This is a genomic window from Microbacterium sp. SYP-A9085 (genome assembly GCF_009649635.1).
Lineage (GTDB): Bacteria > Actinomycetota > Actinomycetes > Actinomycetales > Microbacteriaceae > Microbacterium.
Map to the genome: position 1 here is coordinate 208,739 of NZ_WJII01000005.1, position 23,207 is coordinate 231,945.

General features: G+C 68.9%; 22 protein-coding genes and 2 tRNA genes. 8 read left to right on the forward strand and 16 right to left on the reverse strand.

The window, feature by feature from the left end; all coding sequences use genetic code 11:
* Nucleotides 1–2: 2 nt before the first annotated feature.
* From clpX to GH740_RS11485, 6 genes are all read right to left on the reverse strand, one after another.
* Nucleotides 3–1,274, reverse strand: a complete 1,272-nt coding sequence (gene clpX / locus GH740_RS11460) for an ATP-dependent Clp protease ATP-binding subunit ClpX (protein WP_153746215.1) — start codon at nt 1,272–1,274, stop codon at nt 3–5.
* A 174-nt stretch (nt 1,275–1,448) separates the two neighbouring features.
* Nucleotides 1,449–2,123 (reverse strand): ATP-dependent Clp protease proteolytic subunit, encoded by a 675-nt coding sequence (locus tag GH740_RS11465; RefSeq protein WP_153746216.1) that lies wholly within the window; start codon nt 2,121–2,123, stop codon nt 1,449–1,451.
* A gap of 20 nt (nt 2,124–2,143) precedes the next feature.
* A complete protein-coding gene (locus GH740_RS11470; protein WP_153746217.1) occupies nt 2,144–2,728 on the reverse strand; it encodes an ATP-dependent Clp protease proteolytic subunit in 585 nt (194 codons plus the stop codon).
* Nucleotides 2,729–2,845: 117 nt separating this feature from the next.
* Nucleotides 2,846–3,349: a tetratricopeptide repeat protein gene (locus GH740_RS11475; RefSeq protein WP_153746218.1), complete on the reverse strand. Its 504-nt coding sequence runs from the start codon at nt 3,347–3,349 to the stop codon at nt 2,846–2,848.
* Between the two features lie 65 nt (nt 3,350–3,414).
* Nucleotides 3,415–4,914: a trigger factor gene (gene tig, locus GH740_RS11480; protein WP_153746219.1), complete on the reverse strand. Its 1,500-nt coding sequence runs from the start codon at nt 4,912–4,914 to the stop codon at nt 3,415–3,417.
* A gap of 72 nt (nt 4,915–4,986) precedes the next feature.
* A tRNA-Pro gene (locus GH740_RS11485) sits at nt 4,987–5,060 on the reverse strand.
* A gap of 415 nt (nt 5,061–5,475) precedes the next feature.
* On the opposite strand from GH740_RS11485, the gene GH740_RS11490 reads away from it, so the two are divergent.
* Nucleotides 5,476–5,549: transfer RNA gene (locus GH740_RS11490), tRNA-Gly, on the forward strand.
* 37 nt (nt 5,550–5,586) lie between these two features.
* Here the strand turns inward: GH740_RS11490 and GH740_RS11495 are convergent.
* The 8 genes from GH740_RS11495 to GH740_RS11530 form a co-directional block, all read right to left on the reverse strand.
* Nucleotides 5,587–6,225, reverse strand: coding sequence for a tyrosine-type recombinase/integrase (locus tag GH740_RS11495; RefSeq protein ID WP_153746220.1), 639 nt, complete (start codon nt 6,223–6,225; stop codon nt 5,587–5,589).
* A gap of 259 nt (nt 6,226–6,484) precedes the next feature.
* The gene (locus GH740_RS11500) at nt 6,485–6,967 is read right to left on the reverse strand and encodes a hypothetical protein (protein WP_153746221.1); all 483 of its coding nucleotides are present in this window, start codon (nt 6,965–6,967) and stop codon (nt 6,485–6,487) included.
* A 183-nt stretch (nt 6,968–7,150) separates the two neighbouring features.
* Complete coding sequence (locus GH740_RS11505) at nt 7,151–7,867, reverse strand: DUF3800 domain-containing protein (protein ID WP_153746222.1); 717 nt, start codon at nt 7,865–7,867, stop codon at nt 7,151–7,153.
* Between the two features lie 83 nt (nt 7,868–7,950).
* On the reverse strand, nt 7,951–8,412 hold the full coding sequence (locus GH740_RS11510) for a hypothetical protein (protein ID WP_153746223.1): 462 nt from the start codon (nt 8,410–8,412) through the stop codon (nt 7,951–7,953).
* 210 nt (nt 8,413–8,622) lie between these two features.
* Entirely contained in the window at nt 8,623–9,225 is a 603-nt protein-coding gene (locus GH740_RS11515) for a hypothetical protein (protein WP_153746224.1), read from the reverse strand.
* Nucleotides 9,222–9,605 carry a hypothetical protein gene (locus GH740_RS11520; protein ID WP_153746225.1) on the reverse strand — a complete coding sequence of 128 codons (384 nt, stop codon included), beginning with the start codon at nt 9,603–9,605 and terminating at the stop codon, nt 9,222–9,224. Before GH740_RS11520 ends, GH740_RS11515 begins: the two co-directional genes overlap by 4 nt.
* 678 nt (nt 9,606–10,283) lie before the next feature.
* Nucleotides 10,284–10,820, reverse strand: coding sequence for a gamma carbonic anhydrase family protein (locus tag GH740_RS11525; RefSeq protein WP_153746226.1), 537 nt, complete (start codon nt 10,818–10,820; stop codon nt 10,284–10,286).
* Between the two features lie 9 nt (nt 10,821–10,829).
* Nucleotides 10,830–12,977: an acyltransferase family protein gene (locus tag GH740_RS11530; RefSeq protein ID WP_367641511.1), complete on the reverse strand. Its 2,148-nt coding sequence runs from the start codon at nt 12,975–12,977 to the stop codon at nt 10,830–10,832.
* Between the two features lie 152 nt (nt 12,978–13,129).
* Here GH740_RS11530 and GH740_RS11535 point away from each other — a divergent pair, with 152 nt between their 5' ends.
* The gene (locus tag GH740_RS11535) at nt 13,130–13,615 is read left to right on the forward strand and encodes a Dps family protein (RefSeq protein ID WP_153746228.1); all 486 of its coding nucleotides are present in this window, start codon (nt 13,130–13,132) and stop codon (nt 13,613–13,615) included.
* 10 nt (nt 13,616–13,625) lie between these two features.
* Here GH740_RS11535 and GH740_RS11540 read toward each other — a convergent pair whose 3' ends face one another.
* Complete coding sequence (locus GH740_RS11540) at nt 13,626–14,627, reverse strand: Fpg/Nei family DNA glycosylase (protein ID WP_153746229.1); 1,002 nt, start codon at nt 14,625–14,627, stop codon at nt 13,626–13,628.
* On the reverse strand, nt 14,627–15,124 hold the full coding sequence (locus tag GH740_RS11545; protein WP_153746230.1) for a ribose-5-phosphate isomerase: 498 nt from the start codon (nt 15,122–15,124) through the stop codon (nt 14,627–14,629). The genes GH740_RS11540 and GH740_RS11545 overlap by 1 nt, the downstream gene beginning before the upstream one ends.
* Nucleotides 15,125–15,205: 81 nt before the next feature.
* On the opposite strand from GH740_RS11545, the gene GH740_RS11550 reads away from it, so the two are divergent.
* The 6 genes from GH740_RS11550 to GH740_RS11575 all read left to right on the forward strand — a co-directional run bounded on the left by GH740_RS11550 (nt 15,206) and on the right by GH740_RS11575 (nt 23,186).
* Nucleotides 15,206–15,574, forward strand: coding sequence for a helix-turn-helix transcriptional regulator (locus GH740_RS11550; protein WP_153746231.1), 369 nt, complete (start codon nt 15,206–15,208; stop codon nt 15,572–15,574).
* Nucleotides 15,571–17,268, forward strand: a complete 1,698-nt coding sequence (locus GH740_RS11555; RefSeq protein ID WP_153746232.1) for a SulP family inorganic anion transporter — start codon at nt 15,571–15,573, stop codon at nt 17,266–17,268. The genes GH740_RS11550 and GH740_RS11555 overlap by 4 nt, the downstream gene beginning before the upstream one ends.
* Before the next feature lie 74 nt (nt 17,269–17,342).
* On the forward strand, nt 17,343–19,892 hold the full coding sequence (gene pepN, locus GH740_RS11560) for an aminopeptidase N (protein WP_367641512.1): 2,550 nt from the start codon (nt 17,343–17,345) through the stop codon (nt 19,890–19,892).
* A gap of 122 nt (nt 19,893–20,014) precedes the next feature.
* A complete protein-coding gene (locus GH740_RS11565; RefSeq protein WP_153746233.1) occupies nt 20,015–21,094 on the forward strand; it encodes a mechanosensitive ion channel family protein in 1,080 nt (359 codons plus the stop codon).
* Nucleotides 21,091–21,510: a globin gene (locus GH740_RS11570; protein ID WP_367641513.1), complete on the forward strand. Its 420-nt coding sequence runs from the start codon at nt 21,091–21,093 to the stop codon at nt 21,508–21,510. Before GH740_RS11565 ends, GH740_RS11570 begins: the two co-directional genes overlap by 4 nt.
* Complete coding sequence (locus GH740_RS11575) at nt 21,507–23,186, forward strand: FAD-binding dehydrogenase (RefSeq protein ID WP_153746235.1); 1,680 nt, start codon at nt 21,507–21,509, stop codon at nt 23,184–23,186. The genes GH740_RS11570 and GH740_RS11575 overlap by 4 nt, the downstream gene beginning before the upstream one ends.
* The last annotated feature ends 21 nt before the right edge of the window (nt 23,187–23,207 follow it).

Consider the following 23,207-nt stretch of genomic DNA (forward strand, 5'->3'; position numbering starts at 1 on the left):
CCTCAGGCGCTCTTGCGGCGCTTCTCCCGCAGCACCAGCGTGGGTGCGGCGCCCTCCTCGACGGCGGCGCGCGTGACGATCACCTTGTCGACATCCCGAGTCGAGGGGATCTCGAACATGATCGGGCCGAGCACGTCCTCGAGGATCGCGCGCAGGCCGCGGGCACCGGTCTTGCGGAGCACGGCGAGGTCGGCGATCGCCTCCAGTGCGTCGTGCTCGAACTCCAGCTGCACGTCGTCGAGCTGGAACATCCGCTGATACTGCTTGACGAGCGCATTCTTCGGCGTGGTGAGGATCTCCATCAGCGCCTCGCGGTCCAGCGGCGACACCGACGCGACGACGGGGAGCCGCCCGATGAACTCCGGGATCAGGCCGAATTTGTGCAGATCCTCAGGCTGGACCTCGCCGAACAGGTTGAGGTCCTCGTCCTTGCGGTGCAGCGAGGCCCCGAATCCGACACCGTGCCGGCCCACGCGCGCCGAGATGATGTCCTCGAGGCCGGCGAACGCGCCGGCGACGATGAACAGCACGTTCGTGGTGTCGATCTGGATGAACTCCTGGTGCGGGTGTTTGCGGCCGCCCTGCGGGGGCACCGATGCGACGGTGCCCTCGAGGATTTTCAGCAGCGCCTGCTGCACGCCCTCACCGGAGACATCCCGGGTGATCGAGGGGTTCTCCGCCTTGCGCGCGATCTTGTCGACCTCGTCGATGTAGATGATCCCGGTCTCGGCGCGCTTCGTGTCGAAATCGGCGGCCTGCAGCAGCTTCAGCAGGATGTTCTCGACATCCTCCCCGACGTACCCGGCCTCGGTGAGCGCCGTGGCGTCGGCGACGGCGAACGGCACGTTCAGTCTCTTCGCGAGTGTCTGCGCAAGGTAGGTCTTGCCGCAGCCGGTGGGCCCGAGCAGCAGGATGTTGCTCTTGGCGATCTCGATCTCCTCGGCCCGCTCCTCCGCGGACTGGATCGTCGCGTGCGCGCGCACCCGCTTGTAGTGGTTGTACACGGCGACGGCGAGGGCGCGCTTGGCGTCGTCCTGACCGACCACGTACTCCTCGAGGAACGCGAAGATCTCGCGGGGCTTGGGAAGATCGAACTCGGAGACCGTGCCGTCGCCGGACTCGGCCATCCGCTCCTCGATGATCTCGTTGCACAGCTCGACGCACTCATCGCAGATGTACACACCGGGACCGGCGATCAGTTGCTGCACCTGCTTCTGGCTCTTTCCGCAGAACGAGCACTTGAACAGGTCAGCGCTTTCGCCGATGCGTGCCATGGGCCCTCCTCGTCTGCGGCGGGCCAGGTGCGCCCGCCTCGTTCGAGCCTAATCGCAGGCGGCGACATCCGAACGCATTGCGGCGGCGCAGATGTCGAGGCCGGCCGCGGGTTCTGCCGACAGCGGAAGGCCCCGTCGACCGAGCGGTCGACGGGGCCTGTGCGCGGATGCGCGTTACGCGGTGAGAGCGGTCTGCCCGCGCTTGCGCGTGGTCAGGACCTGGTCGACCAGGCCGTACTCCACGGCATCCTGGGCCGACAGGATCTTGTCGCGATCGATGTCCTTGTGCACCTCGTCGAGCGTGCGCTTGGAGTGCTTGGAGAGCGTCTCCTCCAGCCACGTGCGCATCCGCATGATCTCGTTCGCCTGGATCTCGATGTCCGACGCCTGCCCCTGCCCGGCCTCGCCGACAGCGGGCTGGTGGATCAGGATGCGGGCGTTCGGCAGCGCGAGCCGCTTGCCGGGGGCGCCGGCGGCCAGGAGCACGGCGGCGGCGGAGGCGGCCTGCCCGAGCACCACGGTCTGGATCTGCGGCGACACGTACTGCATGGTGTCGTAGATCGCCGTCATCGCGGTGAACGAGCCGCCCGGCGAGTTGATGTACATGACGATGTCGCGGTCGGGGTCCTGGCTTTCCAGGACCAGCAGCTGCGCCATCACGTCGTCGGCGGACGCGTCGTCCACCTGGACGCCCAGGAAGATCACGCGGTCCTCGAACAGCTTGTTGTACGGGTCCTGGCGCTTGTAGCCATAGGCGGTGCGCTCCTCGAACTGCGGCAGGATGTACCGGCTCGAGGGCATCTGCAACGCGCGGGGCGTGATCGGAAGACCGAAAGAGGGGGTGTGCATGCTCATGTCTCCGTCGTGTCTCACTGGTTGGTTCCGCCGCCGCCGTGCACGTCTTCGGCGTGCTCGCGGATGTGGTCGACGAAGCCGTAGTCGAGCGCCTCGTCGGCCGTGAACCAGCGGTCGCGGTCGCCGTCGGCGTTGATCTGGTCGACGGTCTTGCCGGTCTGCGCCGCGGTGATCTCGGCGAGACGCTTCTTCATGTCGAGGATCAGCTGCGCCTGGGTCTGGATGTCGCTGGCGGTGCCGCCGAACCCGCCGTGCGGCTGGTGCAGCAGGACGCGGGCGTTCGGGGTGATGTAGCGCTTCCCCTTGGTTCCGCTGGTCAGCAGCAGCTGACCCATCGACGCGGCCATCCCGATGCCGACGGTGACGATGTCGTTGGGCACGAACTGCATCGTGTCGTAGATCGCCATCCCGGCGGTGATCGATCCGCCCGGCGAGTTGATGTAGAGGTAGATGTCCTTCTGGGAGTCCTCTGCGGCGAGAAGGAGGATCTTCGCGCAGATCTCGTTGGCGTTGTCGTCGCGCACCTCTGATCCCAGCCAGATGATGCGGTCCTTCAACAGCCTGTCGAAGACGCTGGTCGCGACAAGGGGTTCAGCCATTCCTGCTCCTGATTCGGTTGCGTGTTTCGAACATACCGGGGCGGGCACGGCGACCCGCCCCTGTTCGCCCTGGGCAGAGCGGGCGGGCTGCCGGGCGTGGCATCCCGGCCGCGCGGGTCACTGCGGCCGCGGGTCGCGCAGCTCGGCGGCGTAGCCGGTGACGGAGCGGGTGTAAAGGGTCAGATGCGGGGCGAGGGCGGTGAGGGCCACGGATGCCGCCTGCACGGCGTCCCCGGACGAGGCGAGGGCGAGTGCGTAGAACGCGGCGGCCTCGTCGGCCAGCGCGCCGCCGCGGGTCGCGGCATATTCATCGCGCAGCATCCCGAGCGCCTCCTCGACGCGGCCGAGGTTGCGCACGGTGCTGGCCAGCTGGATCACCGCGCGGGTACGGCGGGCGGGGTCGAGCCCGGCCGCCAGCGCCGCCCGGTACAGCGGCTCGGCGTCGAGCTCCGCGCCGGCGGTGTCGCGGACGCCGGCGCGTTCGAAAAGGGCCACCGGGTGCGTGTCGCCGAGCTCGGCGGCCAGCGCGTCGATCGCCGCTATCCGCGCGGCGTCGTCGAGCGTGCGGTCCCGCCATACCGCGTCCACGCGTCGCTGCCAGTCGTCGATGAGGTCGGCCATGTTCGTCCTTCCGGGAGCGGAAAGGGGCGGACGACCGTGGTCATCCGCCCCTTTCTCGGGTGGTCCTACTCCGCGGCCTTCTCAGACGCGGCCTTGGCCGCCGGCGCCTTCTTGGCGGGGGCCTTCTTCGCGGGCTTCTCGGTCGGCTCGGCGTCCGCCTTCTTGGCCGGAGCCTTCTTCGCCGGAGCCTTCTTGGCGGGCGCCTTCTTCGCGGGCTTCTCGTCCGCGGCGGCGGTCTCGCCCGGGGCGTCGTCCGCGGCGGCATCGCCGGCCGCGGCATCCTCGTCCTCGACGGCGATGAAGCCGGTCAGGTCGACGGGCTTGCCCGCGGAGTCGACGACCGTGACTTTGCCGAGCATGACCGCGAGGGCCTTGTTGCGGGCGACTTCGCCGACCAGGACCGGCAGCTGGCCGTTCTGCTGGAGGGCCTCGACGAACTCCTGCGGCGCGACGCCGTACTGGGCGGCGGACTGGACGATGTACTGCGTCAGCTCGTCCTGCGAGACCTGGACGTCGTGCTTCTCGACGATCTTGTCCAGCAGCACCTGGGTGCGGAACTGCTTCTCGCTGGCCTCCGTGACCTCGGCGCGGTGCTCGTCGTCCTCCAGGCGCCCCTCCTGCTCGAGGTGCTCGCGGACCTGGTCCTCGACCAGCTGCGCGGGGACCGGGATGTCGACCTTGGCGAGCAGCTCCTCGACGAGCTTGTCGCGCGCCGCGGTGCCCTGCGTGAACACGGCCTGCTGGTCGACGCGCCCGGCGAGGGACTCGCGCAGCTCGGCGATGGTGTCGAACTCGCTGGCGATCTGGGCGAAGTCGTCGTCCGCCTCGGGAAGCTCGCGCTCCTTGACGGCCTTGACGGTGACCGCGACCTGGGCCTCCTCACCGGCGTGGTCGCCGCCGATCAGGGTGGAGCGGAACGTTGTGTCCTCGCCGGCGGTGAGCGACTCGATAGCCTCGTCGATGCCCTCGAGCAGCTCACCCGAGCCCACCTCGTACGACACACCCTCGGCGCGGTCGATCTCGGCGTCGTCGATCGTGGCGACGAGGTCGAGCTCGACGAAGTCGCCCGTCTTGGCCGGGCGGTCCACGGTGATCAGCGTGCCGAAGCGGCCGCGCAGGCGGTCGAGCTCGGCATCGACCGCGGCCTCGTCCGTCTCGGCGGCGTCGACGGTGATGGTGGTGCCCTCGTAGTCGGGCAGGTCGAATTCGGGCCGCACGTCGACCTCGATCTCGACCTTCAGGTCGCCGGTGAAGTCCTTCTCGCTCGGCCACTCGATGATCTCGGCGCTGGGCCGGCCCACGGTGTGCACCTCGTGCGCGCTTACGGCCTCGCGGTAGAAGCGGTCCAAGCCCTCGTTGACGGCGTGCTCGATCACGGCGCCGCGGCCGATGCGCTGGTCGATGATCGGCGCCGGCACCTTGCCCTTGCGGAAGCCGGGCACCTGGACGTCCTGAGCGATGTGCTCGTACGCGTGCTTGATGCTGGGCCCAAGCTCGTCGGGCGTCACGCTGATGTGCAGCTTCACGCGGGTCGGGCTGAGCTTCTCGACGGTGCTCGTGACCATGCCTGTTCGTTCTCCTCTGGTTTCCGCACGCGAGGCGGCGGCTGAAGGTCGTGGGTCTTGGGGGCCGTGACGTCGGGGCGACAGGATTTGAACCTGCGGCCTCCCGCTCCCAAAGCGGGCGCTCTACCAAGCTGAGCTACGCCCCGGGGCGCGCGGCGCCGAAACGGCCTGGGAAAGTCTAGCCGACGCGACTGTGACGGCGTGCGCGGGGCGTTGGGCGGGCGGGGAGGGGTGGCGGCGCGGCATCCTGGGCGCGTCGGCGCCGGGTTCGACATCCCGTCCCCTGTGGTCGCATCCGGCGTCTGAATGCGGCACGACGGGACGGGGATGTGGCTTGAGTCGGCCAGCCGCACCGAATGGCCGTCCCGTGTGGTCGCCTCGACGCCGCGATGCGGCACGACGGGACGGGAATTGTCTTAGCCGGGCCGGCCGCACCGAATCGCCGTCCCGTGTGGTCGCCTCGACGCCGCGATGCGGCACGACGGGACGGATACTTCTGCGGGCGCTGCGGGACGAGGCAACGGCATCCAGTACACTTGCCGAGGTGCGCCTCGCGCCCCCGGGGATGTAGCTCAATGGTAGAGCCTCAGTCTTCCAAACTGATTACGCGGGTTCGATTCCCGTCATCCCCTCCATGAGAGAAACCCCCGGTGAGCCGGGGGTTTCCGCATCTCAGGCGTTGCCACGCTCCACTGCTGGAGGGGTTGGTCGTGCCACCCGCGTGCCACTAGTACCCCCGAGAGCGCCGCCGGAGAGGCCGTCCATGGCCGCTGCGATGAGCGCGTTTCGCTCCTCCGCGGCGTGCTGATAGATCATCGCCGCGCGGGCTGTGCGGTGCCCGGCTCGCGCCATCAGTTCCCGCGTCGTCGCGCCGCTCTGCGCTGCCAGCGTGAGCCCCGCGTGGCGCACGTCGTGGAGGTGGTAGCGCTCGTGCCCGGTCGACCGTGCCGCCTTGCGCCATGCCTGCTGTGTTCCGTGCCTGGTGAGCGCTGCGCCGTCGGTTTGGCTGAACATGGGCCCACGTCCGAATCCCTTGGTCTCTGCCAGGTGCTGTGCGAGCGCCACGGCGACCGAAGGCGGCAGCGTGACCGTGCGCGCCCCACCTGTCTTCGTGTCGGTCACGAGCGTTTCGCCCTGCACGACGATCTCTTGCCGCTCGATTCGAAGCGCGCCGGTCGCTGCATCGAAGTCGGCGCGCTGGAGCGCCAGGAGTTCGCCGAGCCGGAGGTGGCCGCCGAACATGACGCGGACGGCGAGCGCGTAGTGACCGGGCATCGCGGCGACGATCTCGGCGAGCGCATGCGGGTCCATGTGCGGACGCTCGGGCGATTGCGCCACCCCGGCGCCGACGATCCTGCATGGGTTATCTGCGATCAATGCGTCAGATGCTGCCGTGTTGAGGACGGCCTTCAGGACTGCGTACGACTGGCGAAGTCGAGTCGCGCCCTCGACGTGACCAGAATCCGGGCGAGACGGCGCGACAGTCGGCGCGTCGTGGCCGTGCGTAGCGGGCGGCCGGTGCTCTCCCGGTCAGCGTGGGGCGGCTGGATCCGGCCGGTCGCCCCACGCGCTAATCGGTAGCGTCGTCAGGCAACTGCTCCAGTTCCAATACCTCGGCCTCGACGACATCGACCTGCCCGCCCCGCTCCAGAAGGCGCGCCACGATGCGCTCCAGTTCTGCATCCTCAGGCGTCACGACCACCCGGCTCGGCGCATCCAGCCCGTCCAACTGCGCCGCCCGCTGTGCGACCGCCACACCGGCACGGAGAGCGCCAGGCCGCGACGCCTCAGCATCCCGCTGCGCAATCGTCCACAGCCGCTCCATCCGAGCCCGCCACAACTCCCGCAGAGTGTTCGGCTGCGGATCGGGGACCGTGCCCGCGAAGCGCATTACCGCCCGGTATGCGTTGCTCGGATTCGCGTATCCCAACTCGTCGGCGATCTGCTGCCACGTCCGGCCGATGACGCGAAGGTGCCAACCCTCGGCCGCCCGCTGCATCCCGTCTCCGCGCCGCATCGGCCGGTTTGTCCGAGAGTTGTCATCACCCGCCATGAGATCAAGACTAGCGGAAAACGGACATCGCTCCCTGGCGAGGACCCTGGCCGCAACTTGTGGATCCTCAATAGGGCCCGGTGTCAGACCGTGAGTGTAGCGTTGCAATAACAGGACGCCTCCGGGCCTCCCGTACCAGCCAACACCCCGCCTCGGCGGGGTGTTGTGTTCTGTCGGTCGGGACTATCGCCAGGTTGGTTGTGGTGCCCAGATGTAGCGATGAACTGTGATGTTTAGGATCCGGCGCGCGATTCTTCGTACTGCGGCGGCGCTGCGGGGATCCGATTCAGTCATCGTTCGTTGACGATTCAAGAAGTAGGTCGCGACGTCCGCTGCCTGAAGTAGACGGCTGGCATGGGAGGGACCAAAGTACAGAGTGTCAGCGAGATTGGTGAGCACTCTCCCCGTGTACCCGGGCACGCTGCCGATCTTGAAATCCACCAGTTTTCGCCTGCTCGTGGCAGCGCTGTGATGCTCGTCAGCAAGTACAACCCCAACGTCCCCAAGGCGCGACAGTCGCTTGTCGACCTGGTTGAGAATCTGAGCCAGAGTCAGAAGGTGTGGCGGGTACGGGTCGATGTAGCGGCGCCGCAACGCGTTCAGGTCGATACCCCGCCAGATGAACTCGGCGCCGGACTGTTCGAGAATTTTAGCCACGAGGTCGCTTGCCTTCACGCGCCACGCGATCGGGACTGACTTCCACTCCTCGTTGCCCTGGAACATGCATGATCCGTGGAACTCCGTCCGCGGACGAAAGCCGTCAACGTGCTCCGCGAGAAGTTTCCCCACGCCGTTCAACCCTCGCTCTACCTTTAGGACCGCTTCGTCGTCCACGATGAGTGCCCCGAAGAAGTAGTAGTCGTTACCTCGAGCCGACTCATCGATGTAGACCGCGCGCATAGTGCGAATCTATCCCCGGCCGCAAAAGGCAAAGCAACTCGCCCCGAGACAGGCGTCGCTGAGCCGCCATGCTCGGCATCCCGTCACTGGTAGGCCTTGAATTGCTCGGCGAGTCGGCTGGACGCGACCGCATCGGACGTGATCATGATTACGCGGCGCTCGACGAAGACCGCTTCTTTCGCTCCGATGTCCAGGGCGCCACTGCGTAGATAGTTGACCGCTTGGCTTGGGGTGGGGAGTTGAAAGAAGAAGACTGTGCCGCCGTCTTCGTATGGCCTGCACGAGCCGTGCTGTTCGACTGGCGCGTCGCCACTCTCCAAGATGCCGAGCGTCCCCATAACGTCGTTGGTCTTGCAGGCGAGCGATTGCCATACGGTCTCGATGGTTGCGGGCGCCGTTACGGACGGCGAGGCGATCGATGACGTCGTCGGCGACCCTTCCTGTGCAATAGGGGTGCCGCCGCAGGCTGCAAGGCTCAATGCGAGTCCGGCAAGTGCAGCCCCCGCAGTCAGTCGACGGGCAAACCAGATGTTTGATACCCCCATTGCGTAATCCTTCCGTTAACGCTCCACAGCCGAGCGCTGCGCTTCAGTCGTATTCTGCCTAGCATTGCGATGCGGAGATGACACGCCGGATGGGCAATCCTGCTCTAACTGGACGTACCCCAGATGCTCGCACCGAGCCCGAGCAAGAGGCCCGCGCCTGCGATCAGGAGGTCGCTGCGGGTAGCCTGGCCGAGTTCTCGGACAAGCGACCTAGCGAGTATCGGCCACTCTCTGCTTCATGAAGGTTGATGGGTGCAGTGCCTTGGCCTGCGCGAGGCTAGCAGCGCTTACCGCCTCATGTACTTCTTTCAGTTCCCAGTATTGCTCGGTGGTGTCGTCGTCCGGTTCCTGTCCGCGTGCGCATGAGTTGGCAATTGCGCTCGCGACCCGGAGGATTACCCCGGAGGTGAGTGACCAGGCCTGTCCTTGAAACTTGGGAAACACCTCGGAATCGGCGAGGTCGCGCATCAAGATTTCCAAGCGCTGCCGGGCGACCTCATCCGGGAGCATTGCGACGGCTTGGCGCAGACTAAAGAGGCTCCCCTCCCACAGGTGAGCCTCATAGTGCTCGTTGAAATCATCGTCACGGCCGCGGCTCTCGTGGCTCAGTCTCTCGTGAGCGATGTTCTCGGCTAACAGAAGATCGGACAACCGGCGGGCCGCGCTCCGAAGGTCATCGGCGCGATGCTGGACCTGTTCCCGCTGCGACGCCCGCGCGTCGCGACGGTTGGCGTATGCATGTGTCATCCACGTTGCGGTCAGAGTGCCAAACACGGCGATTGCCGCAGTAAGGACCGTGCCGAGCCAGTTCACCGTTTGACCTCGGCGCCCCCGAGTTTGTCGATGATGCCCTTATCCTCACCCGCCACCGCCCAGCGTTCACCGGCAACGGTGTACATATCCGAATCCCCGGTCGTGGCGATCCACCGATTCTTGGCATCCTCGGAATCGAAGACGAAGAGCATCGCCATCGGCGGAGCACAAAGAATCGCGTGCGCGCCTTCGGAGATCATCGACTCGGGCAGGTCCTGGGGGTGGTCGCACGAGCCGCCCGCATCCACGTAGGCATCCTTCAGCGCCTCGGGCGAGGAGTACGACGCCCCTCCCGAACACGCCGCAAGGCCGAGCACCAGCCCGGCGAGTACGAGTCCCGCGCCTACTCGACCTGCCAGCCCGCCGGCCATGGTCCGCATCCCGCTCACCTTCCACTTGATTCGCTCACAGGCTATCCCTACTAATGCCCTAAGTTGGGATGCTCTCGACCCCCTGTCGGATGTAAGGCCAGATACCGATATCCGCCCGCCTACGCGACGAAATCACCATGCCGGGGGGTGGCTCTCAGATTCGGCCGCGCGTGCCATCCGCGTGCCATAAGGAGTGGCACAAAGGTGAGTCAGCATGACGCAGGGTGCAACGAGTCTTTGCCCGGCCGATCAGGTGTTCCGCAAGATCCCGCCGCAGTCGGATTCGGGGCAGATCAGTCTTCCAAACTGATTACGCGGGTTCGATTCCCGTCATCCCCTCCACCGCGTCACGTCCGCGCCTGTTCCCAGCGGCCGCGCCCCGAGGTTTTCGGCAACGAGACCGCCGAGATTGCAAGAACTGCGCCACAGGGGCCGCAATCGCGCAATCTGGAACGGAGCCGCACGATCCGACACGCTCGCCGGCCACGTAGTCTGCCAACCCCACGTCTGCGCCTGTTTCCGGCGACCGCGCCACCGATCGATGCCGCGGTTGCAGGAAGGTGCCGCAGTCGTGGTGCGGGATGCCGCGGGGCGGCACCACGCGAGCCGTCACACAGCGCGCGGAGCGAGACGCGCCGAGCGAGACGCACCGCCGCGCCGCCGCGGCCGCGACGCGCGACGCGGTCCTTACGCCGGCCGGGCGTCGCGATGCGCGGCGAGGTGCTCCCGGTATGTGTGCGCGTTCGCGACGAGCCGCGCCTTCTCCGCGTCGCTGAGCTCGCGCCGCACCTTGCCGGGGACGCCCGCGACGAGGGATCCGGCCGGGATGTCGGCGCCTTCCAGCACGACGGCTCCCCCGGCGATCAGGCACCCGGCGCCGATGCGTGCACCGTTGAGGACCACCGCGCCCATCCCGACGAGCGACCCGTCGCCGATCGTGCAGCCGTGCACGACCGCGTTGTGACCGACGGAGACATCCCGCCCGATCACGACCGGGGAACCCTTGTCGACGTGCACCGACACGTTGTCCTGCAGGTTGCTTCCGGCGCCGATCGTTATGGTGTCGCCGTCGCCGCGCAGCACCGCGTTGTACCAGACGCTCGCGCCCTCGGCCAGCCGCACGGCCCCGATCACCCGGGCGCCGGCGGCCACGAACGCGGAGACGTCGATCTGCGGCGACACGCCGCCGACGGACAGGACGGATGCTGCGGGGTCAGTCGTCATGCTCCGACTTTATCCCGCAGCTCTCTCCCCCAGCGCGTCCTTGATCGCGGCCGTGTACCAGGGCTCGAGCGTGTTGACCCACGTCACCGTCAGGTGATCCTGATCGCGGAAAAGGTTCGCCCCGCCCACCACCGGGAAGCATGTCGTGTCGTCGCAGTACGCGTTCGTGAAGTCCAGCAGCGTCACCCCCTCCACGCCCTTCGCGGCCGCCGCCAGGGCATCGTCCGCGGCCAGCGCCTCGGCGCGCGGACGCACGCAGTCGGACTGCGCACGCGTGCGCAGGCACTTGTTCGGGTCGGTCTCCCAGACCGGGTTGTCGACGACCGTGATGATCTTCGTGCCGCGCGCCAGCTCCGGCTTCCACGCGTCGCGATACCCGGCGACGGCCGCGTCGTGCACGGTCGGATATCCGTCCGCGGCGTACGGCGTCGTGGCCAGCGCCGCCGTGAACACGACATCCGCCTTCAGGTCGGCGAGGCGCTTCTGTACGGCGCCGCGCCACTGCGTGCACGCGTCGCCGAACGCGCCCGGCGTCGCCAGCGGCGAAGTGCTCCATGGGCACGCGCCCTTGAAGAACGTGACCAGGCGCCACCCGTTGCGGTCGGCCATCCGCTGGAACGTGGGAAGCAGCTGGTAGGCGTGGCTGTCGCCGATCAGCACGACCACGGGGGCCGCGGCATCCTCCGACCCGAACCCGCACTCCACCGGACGGGCGTCGTTCAGCTGCACGAAGCACTGGTCGTCGTGCGGTGTGTCGGCCCCGGCGAACCCGGGCGCCGGCAGGATCGTGGTGCCGAATTCGGTTCCCGCGCACGACGGGTCGAGGGCGACGGCGGCGCCGAAGCACGCCGGCGGATCGTCGCGGACCTGCTGGATCGCCTGCACCCCCTCGCGGTAGGCCGGTGCATTGACGGCCCAGGCGGCGCCCGCGGTACCGGCCACCAGCACCATCGCCGCCAGCGACGCCAGCAGCGACACGCGCGCACGCCGGGTCGTGAGCTTCTTCCAGCGCCGCACCGGGTCCTCGACGAACCGCTTGGTGAGCCACGCGAGCACGAAGCAGATCACCAGCAGCGCCACGCGATGGTAGATCGTCAGCCCCCAGAACGGCACCGACGGCGCGATGATGATCAGCGGCCAGTGCCACAGGTACAGCGAGTACGAGATGTCGCCGGTGAACTGCGCGGGACGCCACGCCAGCACGCGGGTGGGGTACCACCAGCGGTCGGTGTTGGATGCCGCTATCACGGCCGCCGCGCCCAGGGCCGGCAGGGCCGCGGCGTACCCGGGGAACGCCGTCTGCCCGTCGAACGTGAACGCCGTGTAGATCAGGGCGAGGATGCCGCCCCAGCCCAGCACGAAGCTCAGCCACCGCTGGCGCACGTGCATTCCGGGCACGAGCGCGATGATCCCGCCGAGGCCGAACTCCCACATCCGCCCGAACGTGACGAAGTACGCCGGTGCCGGGTTCGTGAGGGTGAACACCACGCAGAAAACGAACGATGCCACCGACACCGCGGCAAGGGTGGCGACCACGGCGGACCGGCGCCGGCCGCGCATCCACCGCACCGCGATCCACGCGGCCAGCAGGATCAGCAGCGGCCACATCACGTAGAACTGCTCCTCCAGCGACAGCGACCAGTAGTGCTGGACCGTGGTCGGGCTCCCGGAGTGGCCGAGGTAGTCGGCGGAGTTCAGGGCGAGGAACCAGTTCTCCACGTAGAAGGTGGACGCCGTGATCTCCTTCACCTCGTTCTGCAGCGCCGAGGTGGGCATCAGGTACGGCGACATCACGCACAGCGCGCAGAACAGCAGCACGAGAAGGGATGCCGGCAGCAGCCGCCGCGCGCGGCGCGCCCAGAACTGCCCCAGCCGCACTCCTCCGGTCGTGCTCAGCTCCCGCCAGATGTGCGCGGTGATGAGGTAGCCCGAGATCACGAAGAACACGTCGACGCCGACGTATCCGCCCGGCAGCCGGCCGGGCCAGAAGTGGTAGAGCACGACCAGCAGCACCGCTATCGCGCGCAGGCCCTGCACGTGCGGGATGAATCGCGACGGCTCCGCGTGCTCGCGCGAGCGGTCACGGCGCAGCCGCCGGCGAGGCGCTGCGGGGACGGTCAGATCCTGCGGGCCGAGGTCGTGGTCTGCGGAAGGCACCCCTCGACGGTAGCCGCTGCCGGCGCCCATGCCCGCATCGGCGCGGCCGTGCCCCGCCCTCAGGTGAGCCGAGCCTTCGCTTCCTTGCGGATTCCCACGACGCACGTAACGTTGACGACGACGACGTTGCCCTCACCAGACGGAGGCATGACATGACCGACATCCACACCACCCCCGCCGCCGCAGTCGACGCGACCGTCGCGGCCGGTTCCGCGCAGTTCCTGGCCCCGGTCGTCCTCGGCCTGCAGGCGCTCGCTGTCAACGGCAAGCAGGCGCACTGGAACGTGCGCGGCGCGAACTTCATCGCAATCCACGAACTTCTGGACAGCGTGGTCGCACACGCACAGGAGTGGGCCGACCTGGCGGCCGAGCGTGTCGTCGCTGTGGGCCTTCCCATCGACGCGCGCCTGGGCACCATCGCGGAGAAGGTCGCCGCGACCGCCGTTCCCGCCGGGTTCACTCCATGGGAGGACGTCGTGCGCGCCGTGATCGCCGACATGGACGTGGTGATCGCCGACATCCAGACCGCTATCGACGGCCTCGACGAGATCGACCTGACCAGTCAGGACATCGTCATCACGATCAAGGAAGGCATCGAGAAGGACCGCTGGTTCCTCTTCGCCCACCTCGCCGCGTGACCGCCGGGTCTCACGCCTGGCAGCGCGGGCACCAGTAGAGCTTGCGGGCCGCCGCCTCTTCCACGACGATGGCGGTTCCGCACACGCGGCACGGCAGGCCCGCGCGGTGGTACACCCAGTGCCGGTCGTCGCGGTGCGCCATCGCCTTGCGGTACTCCGCCGGCGTCAGATCGTCCATCGTCATCATCTGGCCGGTCTCGACGCCGATCCGCAGCAGCCGCGTCCAGTCCCGCCACAGTTCCCGGACGACGTCCTCGGGGACATCCCGTCCCGGCGTGTGCGGGTTCTGCCGGGCCCGGAACAGCATCTCGGCCCGGTACACGTTGCCGATCCCGCTGACCACGCTCTGATCCATCAGCAGCAGGCCGATCGCGGTCGGCTTGCGGCGGACGATCGCCGTGAAGCGCTCCTCGCCCGCGGCCGGGTCATCCACGAGCGGGTCCGGGCCGAGCTTCGCCACCGCCGCGAGCATCTCGTCGGGCGTCTGCAGCTCGCACGCGGTGGGACCGCGCAGATCCGCGCAGGTGAGGTCGGTGAGCAGCCGCAGCCGCACCTGTCCCACCACCGGCGGCGGCCATTCCGTGCCCTCATCGGCCAGGCCGCTGGTCTGCTCCGACATCCGCATGTGGACACGGGCGCGGCGCGGCGCGCCGATGGAGGTCAGTGAGTTCTCGCCCGCGTCATCCATCACCGCTTCGGGGTCGAGGACCGTTCCACGCTGATTCGTCTGTCCCATCCGGCCGTTCGCGGCCGCGATCGTCGGGTCCACGAGGATTTCGCCGGCGAAGTCCCACGCGCCATAGAGCCCCAGGTGCACGCGCAGCCACAGCTCGTCGTCGAACGCGAGGAACATCTGCTTTCCGACGGCCTTGACTGCCGTCGCCTCACGACCCGACAGGAGTGAGGCTCCTTCGGCGAAGCGCCCCTGGGGGCTGGATGCCACGACCTGGCGGCCCACGAAGTTGCGATCGAACTGGCGAGCGATGCGATGGACGGAATGGCCCTCGGGCATCAGGCGGTCTCGGTGGCGCGCGGGTCCGGCAGCACGGTTCCGTCGACCTCGTACTCCCGGATCTGCGCGATCCGGCGGGCGTGCCTCTCCTCGCCGGAGAACGGGGTGGCGATGAACCGGTCGATGAATGAGGCCGCCTCGTCGAACGTGTGCTGGCGCGCGCCGATCGCTATCACGTTCGCATCGTTGTGCTCGCGGGCGAGCTCGGCGGTGGCGATGTTCCAGACCAGCGCCGCCCGGACGCCGACGACCTTGTTGGCCGCCATCTGCTCGCCGTTGCCGGAGCCGCCGAACACGACGCCGAGAGTCGGGATCCCCGCCTCCTGATCACGCACGACGGCCTGCGCGGCGCGGATGCAGAACGCGGGATAGTCATCGAGGGCGTCGTACTCGAGGGGCCCGTGGTCCACTATTTCGTGCCCCTGGTCGCCGAGGTGGTGCTGCAGATGGGTGGAGAACTCGAGGCCGGCGTGGTCGGTCGCGATATGGATGCGCATGTCTTCATCCTAGGGAGCGGCCACAGCGGGGCGCCCTCGTCCATCGGTCTCCCAGGCGCCCTGCGGCATGATGGATCCATCATGTCAATAGATCACCAGCGGCTGCCCCTGTATGAGGTGAAGGCCAACCTCTTCAAGGGACTCGCCCACCCCTTCCGGATCCGCGTGCTGGAGTTGCTGAGTGCCGCCCCGGAGGTCTCCGTAGCGGTACTCCAGCACGACACCGGGCTGGAGGCCTCGCACCTTTCGCAGCACCTCACGGTGCTGCGACGTCACCGCCTGGTGGAGTCCGAGCGGCGCGGGAGCCACGTGTACTACCGTCTCACCGACCCGGCGGTCGCAGAGCTGCTCGCCACCGCCCGTGCCCTGCTGCTGGTGCTGCTCGAGCACGACGGTGCGATGCTGGACGATGCCCGCGCACTGCCGGCGATCGGGCCGGGCAGCCGATGACCTCTTCCCTCCGTCTCGGGTCCAGCGGTCGGCTCGTCCGTGCGTGGGCCGCCGTGCGTGCGCTGCTGCCCGCGCCGGAGGACTATCGGGGTGCACGACGATCGTGGCGATCGGACCTGCTGGCGGGTCTGACCGTCGGCATCGTGGCGCTCCCGCTCGCCCTCGGCTTCGGCGTGAGCTCGGGCGTGAGCGCCGAGGCCGGCCTGATCACCGCGATCATCGCTGGTGTGCTGGCCGCGGTGTTTGGCGGCTCGCACGTGCAGATCTCGGGCCCCACCGGCGCCATGGTGGTGGTCCTCCTTCCCATCGTCGCCAGTCACGGCGTGGGAGCGGTCGCCGCGGTCAGCGTCCTCGCAGGCCTTATCGTGCTCGCTGCAGGAGCCCTCCGCCTGGGGCGGGCGATCTCGTTCATCCCCTGGCCGGTGATCGAGGGGTTCACGCTCGGCATCGCGGTGATCATCTTCATGCAGCAGATTCCGATGATCACGTCCCCGCATCGGCCCAGCGCCGGTGAGCACAGCTCCAATGCGGTCATCGCGGCGGTGCAGTCGCTCACGTCCGCCGATCTGGGATATCTGCTGTGGTCGCTGGGTGCCGTGGTCCTCGTGGTGGCGGTCATGCTCCTCGCGCCCCGCCTCCACCGCGCCCTGCCCGGGTCGTTGATCGGCATCATCATCGTCGCGGTCCTGGCATTCGCCATCCCGTCTCCGCTCGCGGTGATCGGCGAGCTTCCGCGCACGCTGCCCCTGCCGAGCCTGCCGAACCTCGATGCGGCGACGGTCGGAGCACTCATCATGCCGGCCGTCACCGTCGCAGCCCTCGCGGCGATCGAGTCGCTGCTGTCCGCGCGGGTTGCCGCCTCGATGGCCGACACCGGCGCATACGACCCGGATCGGGAACTGGTCGGTCAGGGCCTGGCATCCATCGGGTCGGGGCTGTTCGGAGGGATGCCGGCGACGGGGGCGATAGCGCGCACGGCCGTGAACGTCCGCTCCGGTGGGCGCACCCGCCTGGCCTCCGCCTTCCACGCGGTCGTCCTGCTGGTCGTCGTGCTCGCCGCATCCGGCCCGGTTGGGCGCATCCCGCTGGCGGCTCTGGCGGGGGTGCTCATGGTGACGGCGGCACGGATGATCCGGACGGGCACCGTGCGCTCAATCCTGCGCTCCACCCGAGCGGATGCCGTCGGCTTCGTCGTGACCGCCGTGGTCACCGTCTCGGTCGACCTGATCGTCGCCGTCGTGATCGGTGTGCTGGTCGCCGGGTTCTTCGCCGTCCGCAACCTCTCCCGTGGCACCGGCGTGCGACGCGAGCCGCTCCCGGGCGCCGCAGACACCGGAGACGAGCGGATCGCGATCATCCGGTTCGACGGGCCGCTGTTCTTCGCGGCCGCCGATCGCGTGTTCGACACCGTCACGAAGCTGAGCGGTGTGGAGGTGGTCATCCTGCGGATGTCGCAACTCGAACTCGTCGACGCGACCGGCGCCCACATCCTCAGCGACATCGTGCAGACGCTCGAGCGCCGCGGAGTCACCGTGCTGATCAAGGGTGTCCAGGCCGGGCACGAAGAGCTGTTCCGCTCGGTCGGCGTGCTCGCATCGCTGCGTCACCACAAGCACCTGTTCACCCGGCTCGACGACGCGGTCGACCACGCGCGATCCCATATCCAGCGCAATGCCCGCGCGCGGAGCGCCTAGGCTGGGTGGGTTGTCGCCGGTGCCAGCAGCGCCGTGCGCGGCATCCATCACCCCACACCCACGGGAGCAATGCAGTGCCAGGAGAGAACCTCACCCGCATCGAGGCGCTGGAGCGCCGCACCGTCGTCGACACCGAGGAGTACGACGTCGTCCTCGATCTGACCACCGGCCCGGAGGTGTTCCGTTCGACGTCGACGATCCGCTTCGCCGCCACCCCGGGGGCCGCGACATTCGTCGATCTGATCGCTCGGGACGTCCATTCGATCACCCTGAACGGCCAGGCGATCGACCCCGCGACCGCGTTCGCCGACTCGCGGATCGCCCTTGAGTCCCTCGCCGCGCAGAACGAGCTCGTCGTGGTGGCGGACTGCCTGTACACGAACACCGGTGAGGGGCTTCACCGGTTCACCGACCCGGTGGACGGCGAGGTGTACCTTTACAGCCAGTTCGAGGTTCCGGACTCGCGCCGCATGTTCGCGGTGTTCGAGCAGCCCGACCTGAAGGCGGCCTTCCGGTTCACGGTGACCGCGCCGGCGGCGTGGAAGGTCGTCTCCAACGCGCCCGCCCCCGAACCGGTCCCGTCCGGCGACGGCGTCGCCACGTGGGAGTTCCCGCGCACCAAGCGCATCTCCTCGTACATCACGGCCCTCATCGCCGGCCCGTACGAGGCGACGTTCTCCGAGCTGACCAGCGCGTCCGGCCGTGTCATCCCGCTCGGGGTGTATGCCCGCAAGAGCCTGTGGCAGTACATGGACGCGGACTACATCTTCGACAAGACCCGGGAGGGCTTCGCGTACTACGAGTCGAAGTTCCAGTACCCGTATCCGTTCGAGAAGTACGACCAGCTCTTCGTACCGGAGTTCAACGCGGGCGCGATGGAGAACGCCGGGGCGGTGACGTTCACCGAGACGTACGTGTTCCGCAGCAAGGTCACCGACGCGGTCAAGGAGCGCCGGGTCGTCACGATCCTGCACGAGCTCGCGCACATGTGGTTCGGCGACCTCGTCACGATGAAGTGGTGGAACGACCTGTGGCTGAACGAGTCGTTCGCCGAATGGGCCTCCACGATCGCCACCGCCGAGGCCACCGAATGGACCGGGGCGTGGACCACGTTCAACGCGATGGAGAAGAGCTGGGCGTACCGCCAGGATCAGCTGCCCTCGACCCACCCGGTCGTGGCCCGCATCGACGACCTCGAGGACGTCCAGGTCAACTTCGACGGGATCACCTACGCGAAGGGCGGATCGGTGCTCAAGCAGCTGACCGCGTGGGTGGGCATCGACGCTTTCTTCGCAGGCGTCGCCGCGTACTTCGCGAAGCACGAGTGGGGCAACACCGAGTTGCGCGATCTGCTCGCCGAACTCGAGGTCACGAGCGGCCGCGACCTGGGGACCTGGTCGCGCAAATGGCTGGAGACCGCCGGCGTGAACACGCTGACGCCGCTCATCGAGGACGATGCGAATGGCCTGATCACCCGGTTCGGGGTCGTGCAGACGGCGCCCGCGGACTACCCGACGATCCGCCCGCACCGCCTCGGCATCGGCTTCTACAACCTGCAGGGCGATGCGCTCGTGCGCGTGCACAACCTCGAGCTCGACGTCGACGGCGACCGCACCGACGTGCCCGAGCTGAAGGGCATGAAGCGGCCAGACCTCGTGCTCCTGAACGACGACGACCTCGCGTACGCGAAGATCCGTCTCGACGACCGGTCGCTGGTCACCGCCATCGCGCACCTGGACAAGATCAGCGACCCGCTCGCCCGGTCGCTCGTGTGGGGTGCGGCGTGGGATCAGACCCGGGATGCCGAGGCCTCGCCGAGCGATTACGTCGAACTGGTCCTGGGCAACATCGGCTCGGAGACCGAGTCGACGACGATCCGCACGACGCTCGCACAGCTGCTGCTGGCCGCCAACGAGTATGTGGCGCCCGAGCACCGCGACACGACCCGCGTGCAGGTCGCGGACCGCCTGTGGACGCTCGCGCAGGCGGCGGATGCCGGCAGCGACAGCCAGCTTCAGCTGGTCACGGCGTTCGCATCCGCGGCCGCCGAGGATCGCCAGTGGGAGCAGGTGCGGGCGCTGCGCGACGGCGCCACCACCCTCGCCGGCCTGGAGATCGACACCGACCTGTCGTGGCAGCTGCTGGTGTCCCTCGCCGCCGGCGGCCAGGTCTCCTCCGGCGACATCGATGCGGCACTGGCGGCCGACAACACCGCCAAGGGCGGGGAGTTCGCGGCGCAGGCGCGCGCCGCGCTGCCGACCCCGGACGCCAAGCGGGCCGCGTGGGACAGCCTCATCAGCCGGGACGACCTGCCGAACACCGTCGTGCGCGCCGCCGCCGCCGGCTTCGTGCACCCCGCCGGGGTGGGAGTGCTCGACGCGTTCGTGCCGCAGTACTTCGCGATGCTGCTGCCGATCTGGCAGAGCCGCACGTACCAGATCGCGCACTACCTGATCTCGGGGCTGTACCCGGCGCCGCTGGCGAACACCGCGCTGCGAGACGCGACGCGGGCCTGGCTGGCCGAGAACCCCGACGCTCCGGCGGCGCTGCGCCGGATCGTGGCCGAGAACCTCGCCGGTGTCGAGCGGGCGCTGTCCGTGCAGGCCCGCGACCGGCAGGATTGACCGGTTGGGGCGGATTCGTGCAGCATCCTGCGCACGAATCCGCCCCGACCGCGCCGGCATTCGGGTGACCGGCGGGCCCGCCTGCCAGCGGGGCCGGAGCATCCCTCGTTAGGATCGAGACGATGTCCCCCCTCCTGCTCTCCGTGGTGACCGCGGCCGCCGCCGCCAAGGACGACCCGACCCCGCTCGAGACGGTGCTGCAGTCCCTCGCCGATGCGGGTCTCCGCGTCGCGGGAGCCGTCGGGGTCGTCGTCGGCGCGGCCATCGTCGCGTGGCTGCTGCGCATCGTCATCCGGCGGGTCGTCGCCCGCATCGTCAACGGCGCCAAGAACAAGGCGCAGGTGCAGGACACGCAGGCGCTGGAACGCTCGCCGATCGCCGCGGTGCGGGTCGTGCAGCGCACCCGCACGCTCGGCACGATCCTCAGCAACATCGTGAACGTGCTCGTCGCGGTGATAGCGATCATCCTGATCGTGAACATCCTGTTCCCCGGCATCCTGGGCTCGTTCGCACTGCTGACCGCGGCCCTGGGCGCCGGCCTCGGCTTCGGCGCGCAGAACATCGTCAAGGACGTGCTGAACGGGATCTTCATCGTCGCCGAGGACCAGATCGGCATCGGCGACGTCGTGGACCTGGGTCTTGCCACCGGCGTCGTCGAGTACGTGAGCGTGCGCGTCACGCACGTGCGCGACGTGAACGGGACGCTCTGGTACGTCCGCAACGGCGAGGTCACCCGCATCGGCAACATGTCCAAGGGGTGGTCGCGGGTGATCGTCGACGTGACGATGTCGCACGACGCGGATGTCGCCGAGGCGGAGAAGCGGATGCTGGAGGCCGCGACCACGCTCACGAAGGACCCGAGCTGGCGCACCCGGATCACCGGGTATCCCGAGCTGTGGGGCCTGCAGTCGGTGGCCGGCGACACGCTCGTGCTGCGCGTGGTCATGAAGACCCGCGCCCACGCGAAGGACGACGTCGCCAGCGAGCTGCGGTTGCGGCTGCGCGCGGCCCTGGATGAGGTCGGCCTGTCGGCGATCGGATCGGTGGTGCTCACCGGCGCGGACGGCGCGCAGCGCGTCCGCGGTGCGCATCCCCCGAAGACCAGGCCCAATCCGGTGGCCACCGACGTCGTTTGGAAGCCGAAGAAGGGCAAGCGCGGTGGCCCGCCGTCCGGCCCGACCGCCCCGGACGGCTCCCCGTGAGCGACGCGGCATCCTCGTTCTACGATCAGGTCGGCGGGCACGAGCTGTTCGCCCGGCTCGTGCACGTGTTCTACCGCGCGGTGCGCGAGGATGCGGTGCTCGCGCCGATGTACCCGCAGGACGACTTCGACGGCGCCGAGCGACGGCTGTGCATGTTCCTGGAGCAGTACTGGGGCGGGCCCACCACGTACAGCCAGGAGCGCGGGCACCCGCGGCTGCGGATGCGGCACGTCCCCTATCACGTCAATCCCGACGCCCGCGACCGCTGGCTGTCGCACATGCGGACGGCGCTCGACGAACTGCAGCTGTCCCCGCTGCACGACACCGCCCTCTGGGACTACCTGCAGCGCGCCGCGCACTCGCTCGTGAACACTTTCGACCCCACCCCGGAACGGACGCCGAAGGAGTCGTCATGACCTCGGATGCCGCGCACGGCCTCTCGCACAGCGCCGACCTGCTCGTGATCGGCTGGGGCCTGGCGGGCCTGGTCGCCGCGTCGGAGGCGGCCACCGCCGGCAAGCGGGTCGTGATCGTCGACCAGGAGCCGCGCACGAACCTCGGCGGACAGGCGTGGTGGTCGTTCGGCGGGCTGTTCCTCATCGACTCTCCGGAGCAGCGTCGATTCGGCATTCATGACTCGCTCGAGCTCGCTCGTCAGGATTGGTTCGCTACCGCGGGATTCGACCGTGACGAGGACCTGTGGCCGCGTCGCTGGGCCGAGGCGTACCTGCACTTCGCGCACGAGGAAAAGCGGGCGTGGCTGCGCGAGAAGGGCATGCGCTTCTTCCCCGTGGTGGGCTGGGCCGAGCGCGGCGGGTACACCGCCACCGGTCCGGGCAACTCGGTGCCGCGTTTCCACATCACGTGGGGCACCGGGCCGGGGGTCGTCGCCCCGTTCCAGGCGGCCGTCGAGGCCGCGGAGGCGGACGGGCGGATCACGATCCTCCCCCGGCACCGGGTCACCCGGCTGACGAGCGCCGACGGGACGGTCACCGGAGCGACCGGCGACATCCTCGCGCCATCCGGCGCCGCGCGCGGCGTGGCGTCCTCGCGCGACGTGGTCGGCGCGTTCACGGTGACCGCGGGCGCCACGCTGATCTCGTCGGGCGGCATCGGCGGCAACCACAACCTGGTGCGGCGCAACTGGCCGGCCCGCCTGGGCACGCCCCCCGCGCACATGATCACCGGCGTGCCCGCATACGTCGACGGGTCCATGCAGGAGGCGGGAGCCACCGCCGGGGCGCGGCTGATCAACGGCGACCGGATGTGGCACTACGTCGAGGGCATCCAGAACTGGGATCCGATCTGGCCGGACCACGGCATCCGGATCCTCCCCGGACCCTCGTCGGTGTGGCTGGATGCCACCGGCCGGCGCCTGCCGGTGCCGCTGTTCCCCGGCTTCGACACGCTGGGCACGCTCGAGCACCTGCGGGCCACGGGCCACGACCACTCCTGGTTCGTGCTGTCGCACCGGATCGTGGAGAAGGAGTTCACGCTGTCCGGCAGCGAGCAGAATCCCGACCTGACCGGCAAGGATCTCGGGCTGCTCGTCCGATCGCGGTTGGGCAAGGGGGCCGCCGGCCCGGTGCAGGCGTTCCTCGACCACGGGGCCGACTTCGTCGTCCGCGACGACCTCGACGCCCTGATCGCAGGGATGCGGGATCTGCCCGGCGGCGACGCGCTCGACCCGGCGCTCGTGCGGCACGAACTCGAGGCGCGCGACCGCGAGATCGACAACGACTTCACCAAGGACGCGCAGATTGCGATGCTGCGGTCGGCGCGTGCCTACCGCGGCGACCGGCTCGTACGCACCGCGGTTCCGCACCGCATCCTCGATCCCTCCGCGGGGCCGCTGATCGCCGTGAAGCTGCACATCCTGACCCGCAAGTCGCTCGGCGGCATCGAGACCGACCTGTCCGGGCGGGCCCTCGGCGCCGACGGGGCGCCGGTGCCGGGTCTGTACGCGGCGGGCGAGGCGGCCGGGTTCGGGGGCGGCGGCCTGCACGGGTACCGCGCGCTGGAGGGGACGTTCCTGGGCGGATGTCTGTTCTCCGGCAGGACCGCAGGCAGGGCCGCCGCGGCTGCGCTCTGACCGTCAGCGGCGGCGCTTCGA

Bases quoted from the DNA above. Each gene is read 5' to 3' on its own strand.
- GH740_RS11540 (WP_153746229.1), bottom strand. From the start codon at position 14,627: ATGCCCGAGGGCCATTCCGTCCATCGCATCGCTCGCCAGTTCGATCGC.
- GH740_RS11520 (WP_153746225.1), bottom strand. From the start codon at position 9,605: ATGCGGACCATGGCCGGCGGGCTGGCAGGTCGAGTAGGCGCGGGACTC.
- GH740_RS11495 (WP_153746220.1), bottom strand. From the start codon at position 6,225: ATGGACCCGCATGCGCTCGCCGAGATCGTCGCCGCGATGCCCGGTCAC.
- clpX (WP_153746215.1), bottom strand. From the start codon at position 1,274: ATGGCACGCATCGGCGAAAGCGCTGACCTGTTCAAGTGCTCGTTCTGC.
- GH740_RS11575 (WP_153746235.1), top strand. From the start codon at position 21,507: ATGACCTCGGATGCCGCGCACGGCCTCTCGCACAGCGCCGACCTGCTC.
- GH740_RS11565 (WP_153746233.1), top strand. From the start codon at position 20,015: ATGTCCCCCCTCCTGCTCTCCGTGGTGACCGCGGCCGCCGCCGCCAAG.
- GH740_RS11465 (WP_153746216.1), bottom strand. From the start codon at position 2,123: ATGCACACCCCCTCTTTCGGTCTTCCGATCACGCCCCGCGCGTTGCAG.
- GH740_RS11550 (WP_153746231.1), top strand. From the start codon at position 15,206: ATGTCAATAGATCACCAGCGGCTGCCCCTGTATGAGGTGAAGGCCAAC.
- GH740_RS11475 (WP_153746218.1), bottom strand. From the start codon at position 3,349: ATGGCCGACCTCATCGACGACTGGCAGCGACGCGTGGACGCGGTATGG.
- GH740_RS11545 (WP_153746230.1), bottom strand. From the start codon at position 15,124: ATGCGCATCCATATCGCGACCGACCACGCCGGCCTCGAGTTCTCCACC.
- GH740_RS11500 (WP_153746221.1), bottom strand. From the start codon at position 6,967: ATGGCGGGTGATGACAACTCTCGGACAAACCGGCCGATGCGGCGCGGA.
- GH740_RS11525 (WP_153746226.1), bottom strand. From the start codon at position 10,820: ATGACGACTGACCCCGCAGCATCCGTCCTGTCCGTCGGCGGCGTGTCG.
- GH740_RS11535 (WP_153746228.1), top strand. From the start codon at position 13,130: ATGACCGACATCCACACCACCCCCGCCGCCGCAGTCGACGCGACCGTC.
- GH740_RS11555 (WP_153746232.1), top strand. From the start codon at position 15,571: ATGACCTCTTCCCTCCGTCTCGGGTCCAGCGGTCGGCTCGTCCGTGCG.
- tig (WP_153746219.1), bottom strand. From the start codon at position 4,914: ATGGTCACGAGCACCGTCGAGAAGCTCAGCCCGACCCGCGTGAAGCTG.
- GH740_RS11470 (WP_153746217.1), bottom strand. From the start codon at position 2,728: ATGGCTGAACCCCTTGTCGCGACCAGCGTCTTCGACAGGCTGTTGAAG.
- GH740_RS11510 (WP_153746223.1), bottom strand. From the start codon at position 8,412: ATGGGGGTATCAAACATCTGGTTTGCCCGTCGACTGACTGCGGGGGCT.
- GH740_RS11505 (WP_153746222.1), bottom strand. From the start codon at position 7,867: ATGCGCGCGGTCTACATCGATGAGTCGGCTCGAGGTAACGACTACTAC.